At 44.7% G+C, this 12,681-nt stretch carries 16 protein-coding genes and 1 pseudogene; 4 read left to right on the forward strand and 13 right to left on the reverse strand.

Annotation, left to right across the window (positions count from 1 at the left end; genetic code table 11):
- Positions 1-521: 521 nt before the first annotated feature.
- The 3 genes and pseudogenes from ACE1CM_RS18585 to ACE1CM_RS18595 form a co-directional block, all read right to left on the reverse strand.
- Complete coding sequence (locus tag ACE1CM_RS18585) at positions 522-1,811, reverse strand: Glu/Leu/Phe/Val dehydrogenase (RefSeq protein WP_374879171.1); 1,290 nt, start codon at positions 1,809-1,811, stop codon at positions 522-524.
- 212 nt (positions 1,812-2,023) lie between these two features.
- A pseudogene (locus ACE1CM_RS18590) lies at positions 2,024-2,173 on the reverse strand (serine acetyltransferase); the annotation flags it as partial.
- A 216-nt stretch (positions 2,174-2,389) separates the two neighbouring features.
- Positions 2,390-3,406: a sulfate/molybdate ABC transporter ATP-binding protein gene (locus ACE1CM_RS18595; RefSeq protein ID WP_374879173.1), complete on the reverse strand. Its 1,017-nt coding sequence runs from the start codon at positions 3,404-3,406 to the stop codon at positions 2,390-2,392.
- 71 nt (positions 3,407-3,477) lie between these two features.
- Here ACE1CM_RS18595 and ACE1CM_RS18600 point away from each other — a divergent pair, with 71 nt between their 5' ends.
- Positions 3,478-4,065 (forward strand): Crp/Fnr family transcriptional regulator, encoded by a 588-nt coding sequence (locus ACE1CM_RS18600; protein ID WP_374879175.1) that lies wholly within the window; start codon positions 3,478-3,480, stop codon positions 4,063-4,065.
- A 462-nt stretch (positions 4,066-4,527) separates the two neighbouring features.
- Positions 4,528-4,743, forward strand: coding sequence for a hypothetical protein (locus ACE1CM_RS18605; protein ID WP_374879177.1), 216 nt, complete (start codon positions 4,528-4,530; stop codon positions 4,741-4,743).
- A 59-nt stretch (positions 4,744-4,802) separates the two neighbouring features.
- Here the strand turns inward: ACE1CM_RS18605 and ACE1CM_RS18610 are convergent, their stop codons facing one another.
- The 6 genes from ACE1CM_RS18610 to ACE1CM_RS18635 all read right to left on the reverse strand — a co-directional run bounded on the left by ACE1CM_RS18610 (position 4,803) and on the right by ACE1CM_RS18635 (position 7,748).
- On the reverse strand, positions 4,803-5,294 hold the full coding sequence (locus tag ACE1CM_RS18610) for a DUF1634 domain-containing protein (protein WP_374879179.1): 492 nt from the start codon (positions 5,292-5,294) through the stop codon (positions 4,803-4,805).
- A gap of 18 nt (positions 5,295-5,312) precedes the next feature.
- On the reverse strand, positions 5,313-6,140 hold the full coding sequence (locus ACE1CM_RS18615; RefSeq protein ID WP_374879181.1) for a sulfite exporter TauE/SafE family protein: 828 nt from the start codon (positions 6,138-6,140) through the stop codon (positions 5,313-5,315).
- A gap of 15 nt (positions 6,141-6,155) precedes the next feature.
- Positions 6,156-6,419, reverse strand: a complete 264-nt coding sequence (locus ACE1CM_RS18620) for a hypothetical protein (protein ID WP_374879183.1) — start codon at positions 6,417-6,419, stop codon at positions 6,156-6,158.
- A gap of 61 nt (positions 6,420-6,480) precedes the next feature.
- Entirely contained in the window at positions 6,481-6,846 is a 366-nt protein-coding gene (locus ACE1CM_RS18625) for a cadmium resistance transporter (protein WP_374879185.1), read from the reverse strand.
- The gene (locus ACE1CM_RS18630; RefSeq protein WP_374879287.1) at positions 6,792-7,100 is read right to left on the reverse strand and encodes a cadmium resistance transporter; all 309 of its coding nucleotides are present in this window, start codon (positions 7,098-7,100) and stop codon (positions 6,792-6,794) included. The genes ACE1CM_RS18625 and ACE1CM_RS18630 overlap by 55 nt, the downstream gene beginning before the upstream one ends.
- Before the next feature lie 195 nt (positions 7,101-7,295).
- On the reverse strand, positions 7,296-7,748 hold the full coding sequence (locus ACE1CM_RS18635) for a hypothetical protein (RefSeq protein ID WP_374879187.1): 453 nt from the start codon (positions 7,746-7,748) through the stop codon (positions 7,296-7,298).
- Positions 7,749-7,885: 137 nt separating this feature from the next.
- On the opposite strand from ACE1CM_RS18635, the gene ACE1CM_RS18640 reads away from it, so the two are divergent.
- Together ACE1CM_RS18640 and ACE1CM_RS18645 are read left to right on the forward strand one after the other, a co-directional pair.
- Positions 7,886-8,137 (forward strand): hypothetical protein, encoded by a 252-nt coding sequence (locus ACE1CM_RS18640; protein ID WP_374879189.1) that lies wholly within the window; start codon positions 7,886-7,888, stop codon positions 8,135-8,137.
- Positions 8,138-8,211: 74 nt separating this feature from the next.
- Positions 8,212-9,009 carry a sulfite exporter TauE/SafE family protein gene (locus ACE1CM_RS18645; protein ID WP_374879191.1) on the forward strand — a complete coding sequence of 266 codons (798 nt, stop codon included), beginning with the start codon at positions 8,212-8,214 and terminating at the stop codon, positions 9,007-9,009.
- Between the two features lie 60 nt (positions 9,010-9,069).
- Here ACE1CM_RS18645 and ACE1CM_RS18650 read toward each other — a convergent pair whose 3' ends face one another.
- The 4 genes from ACE1CM_RS18650 to ACE1CM_RS18665 all read right to left on the reverse strand — a co-directional run bounded on the left by ACE1CM_RS18650 (position 9,070) and on the right by ACE1CM_RS18665 (position 12,680).
- On the reverse strand, positions 9,070-9,720 hold the full coding sequence (locus ACE1CM_RS18650) for a cadmium resistance transporter (protein WP_374879192.1): 651 nt from the start codon (positions 9,718-9,720) through the stop codon (positions 9,070-9,072).
- Positions 9,721-10,087: 367 nt separating this feature from the next.
- Positions 10,088-11,215 (reverse strand): sulfate ABC transporter substrate-binding protein, encoded by a 1,128-nt coding sequence (locus ACE1CM_RS18655; RefSeq protein WP_374879194.1) that lies wholly within the window; start codon positions 11,213-11,215, stop codon positions 10,088-10,090.
- A gap of 395 nt (positions 11,216-11,610) precedes the next feature.
- Positions 11,611-11,946 carry an NIL domain-containing protein gene (locus ACE1CM_RS18660; protein ID WP_374879196.1) on the reverse strand — a complete coding sequence of 112 codons (336 nt, stop codon included), beginning with the start codon at positions 11,944-11,946 and terminating at the stop codon, positions 11,611-11,613.
- A gap of 455 nt (positions 11,947-12,401) precedes the next feature.
- Positions 12,402-12,680, reverse strand: a complete 279-nt coding sequence (locus tag ACE1CM_RS18665) for an NIL domain-containing protein (protein WP_374879198.1) — start codon at positions 12,678-12,680, stop codon at positions 12,402-12,404.
- Position 12,681 lies beyond the last annotated feature (1 nt).

The following is a 12,681-nucleotide window of genomic DNA, read 5'->3' on the forward strand; positions in this document are numbered from 1 at the left end:
TGAAGTAAAAGAAAATGCTATCATACCCTCTCCTAGAGGAACTCAAACTTGGGGGTTGGTTCTTCTAGAAGTGGAACTGATTTGGCTCTGGAAAAATTCCTGGGTATCTGTAAGCTAGTAGTCTGATAGTTAGCGTCGCAACTCTCCAAAGATATAGTCATATCTTTGCAAGAATACTCCTTTAAGACGTAGGGTTTAGAGTCAGACCGTGTTAAAATACCCTGAATTTTTAACTTTTTTAAATACCAATCAACGCAAGTTGCTAGTTATCTCTCTAGGAGCGGCTAATAGCTAATAGCTAATGGCTAATGTCAGTAAAAATACTAGATTAGCAATTAGCAATTAGCAATTAGCAACGCCCTTGTTTATAACTAGCAACTTGCGTTAGTTAGAGCATCTGACGGGGCGGGTTTATTTAAGTTATTTGTTGTTCTCAAAGGCGATCGGTAAAACCCGCCCCTACAGAAATATACGAGCAATTACCAATTAGCAATTAGCAATTAGCAATTAGCAATTACCAATTAAGGATAAAGACCTCGGTCAGTGAGTGCTTGGGCGACGCGACCGACGCCGATGGTGTAAGCTGCTAGCCGTAGGGATATTTGCCGCTGTTTCGATTGCTGGACAACTTTTTGATAGGCGTTGACCATCAATTGTTCCATTTCGCGGTTGACGCGCTCTTCATCCCAAAATAGATAGGATAGACCCTGCACCCATTCGAGATAACTGACGACAACGCCGCCAGCATTTGCCAAGATATCTGGCAGAAGTGTAACGCCTCGCGCCTCTAGTGACAGGTCTGCTGCTAAAGTTACCGGACCATTTGCAGCTTCTACGACCATTTCTGCTTGCACGCGATCGCAATTTTCGTCGGTAATCTGATTCTCTAACGCAGCGGGAATCAAAACATCGCAGGGAAGCGCCAATAATTGGGCATTCGTCACGGGTAAGCTGCCAGGAAAACCAGCAAGGCTCCTGCGATTCTGGGCATAATAGGCTTTTAATGCTGGAATGTCCAAACCTGTGGGAGAAAAGATGCCGCCGCGTCCATCAGAAACCGCTAAAATTTTAGCGCCAGCTTCTTGTAACAATAGCGCCGCCGCACCGCCGACATTTCCGAAACCTTGAATAACGATTTGTGCGCCTTTAACAGACTTGCCTTGCGTTGCCAGCGCCTCGCGTACAATAATCATCACGCCGCGTCCGGTTGCCATTTCCCTTCCCCTGGAACCCCCGATGGAAAGCGGTTTACCCGTTACGACTCCGGGTACGGCATGACCGACGTTCATCGAGTAAGTATCCATCATCCACGCCATTTCGCGGGCGGATGTGCCTACGTCTGGGGCGGGAATATCTACCTCAGGACCGATGTCTTTAATTAATTCGCTGGTGTAACGACGGGTAATTCGCTCTAATTCGCCGACGCTGTAGCGAGTCGGATCGATCGCAATGCCGCCTTTGCCACCGCCGTAGGGAATGCCCAGCAATGCACATTTCCAGGTCATTAACATTGCCAGCGCCGAAACTTCCCGCAGGGTTACAGATGGATGGTAACGAGTTCCACCTTTGTAGGGACCAAGTATGTCGCTGTGCTGTACTCGGTGTCCTACTAAAACTTGGATTTCGCCGTTATCGAGTTTCACCGGAATCGAAACCGTGATAGCTTTGCGCGGGTGGCTGAGAATTTCTATTATTCCTTGGCTGAGGTGTAATTCTTTCGCCGCCGCTTCCAGGTAGCTGCAAGCTTGGTCGAATGGGCAAATGTGGGCAGGTGAAGGGGTTTCCAGGGATGGCAATGATGATAAAACCATAGATACTCCTCGCGATCGCGTTCTTTTGACTAACTAGATGTATATCCGTAGCCTAACCCGCGATCCCGAAGAAATTCGGAATTTGGTAAATTTCGTTACATTTTTTTGTATTTAGTTGTGGTATGGCGACTAGCCGCTCTGCTGGAAGCCAGCGGCTAAATATAATACATCGGATTCTGCTGTCTGCGCTCGTCCCTCAGCTGGCATAAATCCTGGATAGTATTATCCTTCAACTCGTCGCGACGAATAATGCGCCCCGGAACGCCTACTACCGTGCTGTTGCTCGGTATATCGCGCAACACGACCGACGCTGCGCCGATCCGGACATTATCGCCGATTTGGATATTTCCTAATACTTTGGCGCATAATAACCTGCCCGACGTAGAAGCAGAAGCGATTCGCGCTTTGTTTGAACGGGTGAAGGCTTTAGAACAGCAGGTCGAACAGTTACAAGGATCGGGTACCCAGATCAACGGACAAGACAATGGCAAGATTAATAGCGATCGCGCGATTCAGGAATTTATCGATGGTGCTGGAATTTAAAAAATAGATGCACCCTCTCGCTTCTGCTTGTGATATCAAGTCAGGGAATAAGCTGGAAAAATTTTGACATTCTTGGGTTGAAGGTAGACGCGCCGCTCCGGATTTAGCTGGAGTTTCTGGAAGGCTTCGCGACTCAGGTATGCATTTACTTGCTGCCCCGACTCTAATACCAACTCAACCCTAATTTCCCAACCCAAGTAAATAATTCGCTCAATTTTAGCAGGTACGGTACCCGCGATCGCATTGGGCTGAATTAGAACATCGTGGGGACGCAAGAAAACTCGATCCGTCGGCTTGACTGGGCGATTGCTGGTGAGAATACCAGCGTTAGTGGGTAGAACATTTACTGGTCCAATAAAACTCATCACAAAAGGCGTTGCCGGATTGTCGTAAATCTCTTTTGGAGTGCCGACTTGTTCGACTCTACCGTTGTTCATCACCACAATCTCATCCGCAACTTCCATTGCTTCTTCTTGATCGTGGGTAACAAATACGGTTGTTACCTGTACTTCATGGTGCAATTGTCGCAACCAAAGCCGCAATTCTTTGCGGACTTTGGCATCTAATGCACCGAAAGGTTCATCGAGTAACAAAACTCTGGGTTGAACGGCTAAAGCCCTTGCCAGTGCTACCCGCTGGCGTTGACCGCCGGAAAGTTGCGAGGGGAAGCGATCGCCCAAACCCTGCAATTGCACCAACTCCAAAAGTTCCTCTACCCGATCTCGAATAAAGTTTTTGGCACAAGAGCGGATTTCGAGGGCGAAGGCAATATTCTGCCGCACTGTCTGGTGTTTAAACAAAGCGTAATGCTGAAACACAAAACCAATATGGCGTTCTTGCACCGGCTTTTTAGTCGCATTTTCCCCAATCAGCCAAATCTCACCCGCATCTGGCTCTTCTAACCCCGCAATCATCCGCAGTAACGTTGATTTTCCCGACCCTGAAGGCCCCAACAGCGCCACGAGGGAGCCTGTTTTAATCTGTAAACTCACCCGATCGATAGCGCGAAACGAGCCGAATTGTTTAGAAACATTCTCGACTGCAATACCCATAATCACCCCCGGTGAGAAACTGATATACTTAAAAATACGGTTATTTGATCGATAAGTCGTATTTTATTACAATGTCTTTGTATTCGCAATCTCCAAATCAATCCCGCCAGCCTCATTTGCGGCAGTTTAAAACCCGCTCGACGCTGCCCCTCTTGCCGAATAGTCTGTGGAAAATAGAAACAGGTGTTGTAAAAACTTTGACTTGGTTAGAAGACGGTTCGACTGTAGTTTTGGGACTGTGGGGACCAGGAGATATAGTCGGAAAAGCTTTGTCGCAAGTCGAACCCTACCAAATCGAGTGCCTGACTGGGGTAGAGGCAACAAATTTGCCTGTTTCCGAGTGGCATCCACTTACCTCGGTTCTGCTTAGGCACATCCAACAGGCTGAAGAATTAATGGTGATTCGCAGATATAAAAAAACCGATATCATGCTGGTTAAACTATTGACTTGGCTCGCTAAAAGATTCGGGCGCGAAATCGAGCAGGGACGCTTGATCGATCTACGTCTAACCCATCAAGATCTTGGAGAAATTTTGGGGTCAACGAGGGTGACAATAACTCGCACCCTGAGTCAACTCGAACAGCAAGGTTTTATCGAGCGTTTCTCTCTCAGTCGGTTGGTACTGCGCGAAGAAGATTTCTGGCATTACGAAATTTAAGTATATAACTCAAGCATACTGGCTAATGGCTAATGGCTAATGGCTAATCTCAAGCAAAATGCTATATTAACTAGCTCTCGCAATCAGCAATTAGCAATTAGCAATTAGCAAGCTTGCAACTTGCGTTATATATAGTACATGGGATTTGACAGTTTGCTTTGATTGCGTTTGTCGCACAAATTTTTTAAGGTATAACTGCCAAAGACAGTAATTCACGTAAGTTGCTAGTTACATCCAACGACAAAGAAACTTTGGTGATCTGAAAAATCGTGGGTTTGACGCTAAAGAAACTTTGGTGATGGAAAAAATCGTGGGTTTGACAGGGAGAAATCTCGGAAGAAACCGGGTTTCTGACTCTTCACCTTTGTTTGTGAATGAATGGGTAATTGGTAATTGTCACGATTCAAGCACCAATGAATCCAATTAGCAATTACCTATAACCCTGTTTTTTTCAGATCAGGTATGGGTTTCCTGATAATTGCTGTATTGGGAAAAATCAAATTAGGCTTTGCTGAAATTAATCCGGGTTGTTTGGGAGGAACTCTGGCGTTAATTCTCGGTATTTTTTGCTTAATAGGGGCGATTTTATCAGGAACGTTTCCGGTTGAAGTTGATTTAGTAAGAAGTTACTTGACTAAGGTGATGGAACAATACATAGGTTTTATTCCCCTATTTTGATAACGAGAAACCCGGTTTCTTAAAGAAACCGGGTTTCTCGGTCGTTTCTGGAGAATTAACTAAGAAATTCCGACCAAGCCGTAAATCAGTTCAGACAATACGAGCAAAGTCACTAAAATATATACCAAGTCTCGCTGCCACAGGAAAGTTAACAGGGAAACTGCCACGCGAATAATTGGAGTAGCAATTAGCGTCAAAAGACCCAGTTGAATAATGCCACGGCGGCTGCCTGAGACAACCGCTGTCACGACGCCTTGTGGCGAGCGAAACTCGGAGGGGACGCCATGAAAAACTCGGTAGTTAGGGAGTTCGGTACCGTGGTTCATTAGATATAGGATACCGCCGAGCAAAACGATAGCGCTGGCAATTATAACCCCATATTTTAGTAGGTTGCTGAGCAACTTTTCCAGTAGCTGCTCCCTCGGTGATTTCGTAATGTTGCCGTCGCATTCTACCTGGCAGTCTGGTTTTTGCTGTAACGGGAGGACGATCGCTTTAGCATCCGACCGTTTTAATGAACCTAGAAGAAAACCTGCATCCAATTTAATCATTTACTTATAGCTCCCCAATTAGATTAGATAGTTATAAACCATCTTAAAAGCCATCAATACCAGTACGAGGCTGAAAATAATTCTTAATATTTTAGTCTTGGCTCCGACTAAAACTCTTGCTCCCAACAAAGCACCAGGCAGTACTCCTAGCATTACTGGCATAGACAGTCCCGGATCGATGTAACCCCGTGCTAGGTAAACCCCCGCTGACGCTGCCGCTGTGACGCCGATAGTGAAATTGCTGGTGGTTGTGGAAACTTTGAACGGGACACGCATTGCTTGATCCATCGCGAGTACTTTAAATGCTCCCGAACCAATGCCGAGCAATCCGGAAATTACACCGGCGATTGCCATGACGCCAAACCCAGCCGGGACAGAATGAACTTGGTAAGGCATCAGTCCATTTGGAGTTGGGTAGGTGCTATTGAGTTTTAAATGAGTTGCCAGGGAATCGGATAACTCGCTTTCAGAGTATTCGGGTTTGGGTTGCTGTGACAAATATGCCGAATAAAGTAGAATAATAGCCAGTACGATACTTAGCGTTTTAACAGAAACAAAAGTAGCGATCGTTGCTCCGACTATCGCGCCAATTGTTGTTGCGACTTCTAAAAACATTCCCAGTCGCAAATTGGTGAAGCCTTTTTTAATGTAGGTAGATGCCGCACCGGAAGAAGTCGCGATTACGGACACTAGGGAAGCACCAATCGCATATCGGATATCAACTCCAAATACCGAAGTTAATAAGGGAACAATTACGACTCCACCGCCTAACCCGGTGAGCGCTCCGAGAAAGCCTGCGGCAAACGAACCAATCCAAACTAGCAAAGTAAATTCCAGGATATTCAAGTTTTATACCTCTTTTTATGGTTGAGGGAGAAGGGCAAAAGAAGTGCCAGTGAGCGGGTGGGCGGGTGTGCGGGTGTGCAGGTGAGTATTGAACTTACTCGCTGGTTGAGAAACTATTCCAGGACTTAGGCGCATATTCCGGGTTTTTATCAACAATCTTCGACTGGGAAATTCGGGGCGGGTTTTACCAACCATGCACGGGGATGGGGATGGGGGCAGGAGATATTTCGTTAAACCCGCCCCTACACTACGCAGAAACAAAGGTGATAGATTCGTCATGGGTAAGTCCTATATCCCAAAAACGTCAAATCTCTCACACTTGCCCCTCTGCCCAGGTGTCCTATGTCCAAGCAAGACTTACACGGGCAGTTATGAAACTAACAACGCCGCTTTCTATTAGGATAAAAGCACCCAATCCAATCAAGATTACAGGCACGAGATTATGCCCGTAGCGAGTTAGTAGCTGCGCCAGATCTCTCAGGTGGGTTAATTTGTAGGCTGTGAAGCACAAAATACCCACTAGAGTAAAGAATACATTTAATATTATTAACAGATTTTGCCAAGAACTGTTGGCAAATAACGGTACGTAGATGCTAATGTTGTCGCTACCGTTGGCAAAGGTTACACCTGCAACGCTTAAGGTTTGCAGGTTTAAGAAATGGGCAAGGAACGAGCGATATGCCAAGCGCCAGCTGCGCGAAAGCACTGCTTTATTTCTGGTATGACTTCCTCCGACTTATCTGAGTCCCGATTCAGCAAGTTATTGATCCCGATAGGGATTGGGACGAAACCAAATAGTCCAATCCAGGGGTGGGGTACAATTAAACCGCCAAAAAAACCGGGAAGACTAGCCAGAATCAGTGCGCCCAAACCCAGGTACTGACTAGCAACGATCTGCCAGGGGCGGAAAGTTGCATTAACCTGTGATAAAAACAGCGTCAGGATAACAATATCATCGATGTTGGTGGCACCGAATGCCGTTACCCCGTGCTAATGGCAGTTACGAATCCGCTCATTTTTATTTTGCCCTATTTTGGCTGTTGTTGTATGTATTTTTGTTGACTTGCTTGCTTTAGCAAGAGACGTGCATGAACTAAGTTCACAACCAAGGATAAAATCCATCTCACCTGCCGCAGAAGCCCACCTGCTCACCTGCTATTTTCCAGACAGAGGTGTAAAGTTAAGGGATGTTGCAATCGCCGCCATAACTAACGTCACGAGCATCGTTGCATGACCACTGGGAAATGCATAATCAATTTCTGGTGCGGGTGAGTCCCACAGGTGCGGACGCACTCGATGCATAAATTCCTTGGCGACGCGATTAATTATTAAGCTTCCCCACATTGTGGCGATTAAATATGCGCGGCGTCGCCATTGTTTGCAAAGCAACAACACTAAGGCGATTAAACTAACAACAGGAATTATAATTTTAGACGAGGCAAGCTTTGTTAGCCTTGCTGCAAAAATATCCAGTTGCACCTGTATTGTTGCGTAAATCAAGAGCAAAATTGGCACATCCCACCGGAAGCCGCCTTGATTCTGCCATACTTTGACTGTAAGGATTTCAAATACTTGCAATGGTAAGTAAATTCCGATTAATAGCAGCACCAGCGTCAGCCAATGAGCAACGAGTAGCCGCTTAAAAAAATTGAGGAAGGAAAAAAATATTCCCCCTCTCAGATTGCCACATATGTCATTTAAGATTTGATCGATTCGGCGATCGCGACTCCAATACCTATTATTTTATGGAAAAACCCCAGCGCGATACCGGAGATTACTGGCTTTGGGGATGCATGTGGGTGCGAGATCGCTTCCACTTGCAAATACTCAAAACCTGTAAGCCTTACAGGCAGATTTATTGGGGGATTTTTGTATCATTCAATACGCTCACTCTTGACACTTACCGATCGTTTAAGATAAACTACGGTAAGTTAATCGAGATAGAGGATTTTACAGTAAAAACCCCAAAAGCCGGACAAGTGACTGCTAAACTCTGACAAAAAACTCCAAGAGTAGCGGTTCAAAATTCATCTATCTAATCTAATCTAACGTTGTAAGGTGTGACAAGATCGTGAATTACGTATTACTACCGATATTGAGCTTTTTTGTCGGCATCATTGTTGGTTTGACGGGAATTGGGGGCGCGTCTCTCATCACCCCGATGTTGATTTTTATCTTTCAAGTTCCCGCTGCAGTTGCTGTTAGTTCAGATGTCGTATCTGCCACGTTAATGAAGGTTATCGGCGGCGTCAAACACTGGCAGCAAAAAACTCTTGACCAGCAAGCAGTTAAATGGTTGGCATTGGGAAGCGTTCCCGGTTCCCTCGGAGGGGTGGGAATTTTGCACCTGCTCAAGCATTCTTCAGAGCTTAACATAAATTCCATGCTGCTGCACTTACTTGGGGTAATGATTCTGTTAGTAACCTTATTGGCACTAACTCAATTGTTGCTGTTGACTTTTTTCCCCAAGTTGCAGTTACCCTCATTGCCGAAGTTTGATTTAGAAACCAAGTGTGGTCGCATTCTGGCAATAAGCGTGGGAGCGGTTTTAGGTTGTTTGGTCGGATTAACTAGCGTTTCCTCCGGTTCGATGTTTGCCCTCGTGTTAATTGGCTTTTTCCAACTGGATGCGCGTAAATTAGTCGGTACAGATATTTCACAAGCTGGTATTTTATTACTATTTACTTCACTCGGACACCTCAGCCTTGGGACGGTTAATTGGAGTCTGGTATTGCCAATATGGTTAGGTTCAGTACCAGGGGTGTTAATCGGTGCTAAACTTTGTCAGATGGCTCCTCAACGTCCTCTGCGGTTTGTTGTTTACACCATCTTGATGATGGTGAGTTGGAAGTTAGTTTATCAAGTCTGAGGTAATTGGTAATTGGTAATTGCTAATTGCTAATTGCTAATTGCTAATGGGAAGCAAGTATTAACGGAACAGGCTGAATGTACCTCTTTCGTACATGATGAACAAACCCAAACCAATTAATACAAAAGGGACAACCTTTTTACCCACGCGACTTAAAACATAAGCGATGGTAGGTTGACGGTTTAATAGGTAAGCAAAGGCACACCAAACCCCTACCATGAAAAAAAATACGCTGAGAATTACGAGCAAACCGATGGGGGTTTTCCCGGCAAATAACGGGATATAGATACTGATATTGTCACCCCCATTAGCAATTGTTACCGCCGCTACTTGATAAGTTTGGGGACTCAGAATACTCAATAAAAAAGACTTTATAGATCGCTTTGATGAGGATTGGGTAAAATCGCTGCTTATCGTCTGAATTTCTGTTGTTTCTTGTTCCCGATTCACCAGTTGCTTGATGCCAATTGCTATCGGTAGCAGTCCCAGCAATCCAATCCATTCTCGCGAGACTACCAAACCACCAAAAAACCCTGGTAAGCTGGCAATAACGAGCAAGATAAAACCCAAGTATTGACCTACAATGATATGTCGGCGACGAAAATTAATATCTATCTGCGAGAAAAATAGCAGCAAGATAATGATGTCGTCGATATTGGTGGCGGTAAAGGCAATTATTGCTTCCGCGATCGCTGTTGCAAGTTGACTCACGCTCGATTACTGGAGAAGATGATTGTAGATCTCAATTTTATTTGAAGAGGACGCTCTGACACTCTGACACAGTGACGCGGGGACACCCCATGGTAGGTGCCAGGGGATTCCAGTAAGTCAGAATTTTCTGATTCTCCACGAATAAATTCGGGGGGGCTGCTAGACCAGGTACTTCGATCAAAAGAAGGGTCGCTCTCCCTTGTCTCCCCTTCTCCCCGTCTGCGCGTCTTCTTGACCTTAACAACTTATATCGTTTCCAGTTGCATCGGAATTACAACCTGTAGGGTCAATTAGCCATTAGCAATTAGCAATTAGCAATTACCAATTACCAACAAAGCTAATCATTCCGATGCAACCGGATTTGATATTACCTTCTATTTAAGGCAGTCTGAATTTGGTCAAATACCGCCCCATCAGCAAAGAATCTTGTTTGCGTTCCATTCCAGCCTCCTAAACTATCGACGGTAAACAAATTGTTAATCCGGGGAAAGTTTCGGCTAAATTCTGAATCAACCGCCGCGTTAACGGGTCGAAAACCAACCTTAGCAAATTCCCGTTGGGCTTCAGGAGTGTAAAGGTATCTCACAAAAGCTTCTGCGATTCGACGAGTTCCATGTTTGTCTACGTTTTTATCGACCACAGCCACCGGAGTGTCGATGGAAATGTTTACTGGGGGAATAATGAAGGGTTCTGTTTCACCCTGCTGTCTCGCTAAGAGAATTTCATTTTCATAGTTGATCAGTACATCCCCTTGATTTTGCTTGTAGAAAACATCTGAAGCTTCGCGAGCATCCCTGGGAAGAATTGGCACATTTCGATAAACTTGGTTGACAAAGTTACGCGCCGCTTGTTCGTTTCCTCCGTTTCTCACTACAGAACCCCATAAAGCTAGGAAATTCCAACGAGCCACACCAGAAGTTTTGGGATTAGCTGTAATAACGCTAACGCCATTTCTGGCTAAATCTGACCAGCCTTGAATTCGTTTCGGATTTCCAGGTCTTGTGACCAAAGCCACAACTGATTTAGCCACAATTGAATTACTTGGAAGTTCTCGTTCCCAACCCGGTTGAATTAAACCAGCTTGTTGGATGCGATTCGTATCTAAAGCAAGCGCAAGATGTACTATATCTGCTTCCAAACCACTAATAACCGCCCGAGTTTGAGTCCCAGAACCACCATAGCTTTGGTTGAATTTGACATTCTGACCGTTATTTTCTCGTTTCCACTTTGCCACAAAGTTTGGAATAATCCGGTCGTAGGCGGCTTTGGTAACTGCAAAAGAAACCAAGGTTAATTCAGCATCTCTGGGTCGCTGCTGGCTTCTGACTGGCTGAGGAACTAACCAAATCAATCCCAAAGTCACAGCCAAAAATAACGTAAAAATCCTCAACCTAGAAGATTTGATCGACTTTGCTAACTTTTTAGGAAAAGCTGGTAAACCGATGCTTATTTTTGAGGACAGCCAAGGCGACTTCCTCAAACGACGAAACCACATAGATAAAGTTTCCTCCTGTTTGAATCTCCGGTGAAATACTGCGATATTCCCCTTAGTAGGTAGACATCAAAACTCCCCTTCCTTCTAAAAAAAACAAAGGGCGATCCGAAAAATCCTGGCTTGATAGTCGCGAGATTGACCCATCACCTTTGTTTTTGGCTCCCCGTGGGTAAGTCCTGGAGGTAAAACATTTGTGTTTATCTATCTACCTACTTGTTAACTTGCACCACAACTAGGACTGGACTCGCTTATGAGTCAGCCTTGACGTTGCTAATTTATCTTTGACTTTAGCAACGGTTAAAACTGGTGTATGTCATAAACTATACCATAATCATTTTAATCTCGATCGATAAACAGGAGTTTTATTTTTATCTGCGATTATCTATGAAAAACTATCAACAATGCCAGCTATCTCCATCAGGATTCGCCTTCCCGATAACTTTGATATTTAAAGATTGCAGGTAAGTCAAACCGCTACAAATTTGTGGCTGCGTTCCCCTCAGTTCCAGGTCAAAATATCCCTGCAAACCCGTATTTTGTCCCAGCTTCGCTCCAGTAATATTGACGATTAAGCCATGGTCTCTAATCAGCCGGGAAATTACAGGTTCCTGCTGGTAACACGGGGGAATCTCCACCCGCAGGCGAATTTGAGTGACGCTGCTTTGAGACACTGGCGAAACAACAGTTAGTTTCACTCCAGTTGTCAAGGAACGGTAATTTATTGCTTCCATTTATTTAATCGATAATTTTCATTTCTGACCCAGTAGCTAAGGCAAATTTTGGCTAATCTACTGTATGCTGGTAGGAATACCGTATTATAACTATATAAATGAGATTGCCACAAAAAACCTAAAAATACAAGGGGTGAATATACTCAATTTACGGTTTATCTATTGAGATATGGTAGTTTAATAGATTTATATAAATATTGATTACAGGACTTACGCAGCAACACCATATGTGGTTTGCGGTGCCGTACTCTGCTGGCTAACGCACCCTACATTTAGATTCTTTGGGTAAGTCTTGGATTAATTTGATAGCAAAATCCCGGTTTCTCTAAGAAACCGGGATTTTTCAGCGATCAACTTGCGGGCAAAATCCCGGTTTCTCTAAGAAACCGGGATTTTTAAGTTATTAACGGCGATCGCTTAGGCGAACTTTGCAGAATGGGTATCGTTTAACACTTTCACCACCCATCGGTTTCAGTGTCGTTCCAAATTTCCAAATCTAACTCGTTGAGATAGTCCAGACTTCTGCGAATATTGGTAATTGTTCCCCGTAATTCTAGATCGAACCAGCCATCGCCATTGGCATTGCCTCCCAGAATTGCGGCGGTAATATTCACCGTCAAGTTGTAGTCAGATATCAAGCGAGAAATCACCGGATCTTGGTGATATTGCTTGGGAATTCTAATTCTGATTCTTTTCTGCGTCAGTCGATTATCATCCGTTGTAGAAGCTTGCATG

Origin of the sequence: Microseira sp. BLCC-F43 (assembly GCF_041929235.1) — a bacterium.
GTDB lineage: Bacteria > Cyanobacteriota > Cyanobacteriia > Cyanobacteriales > Aerosakkonemataceae > Microseira.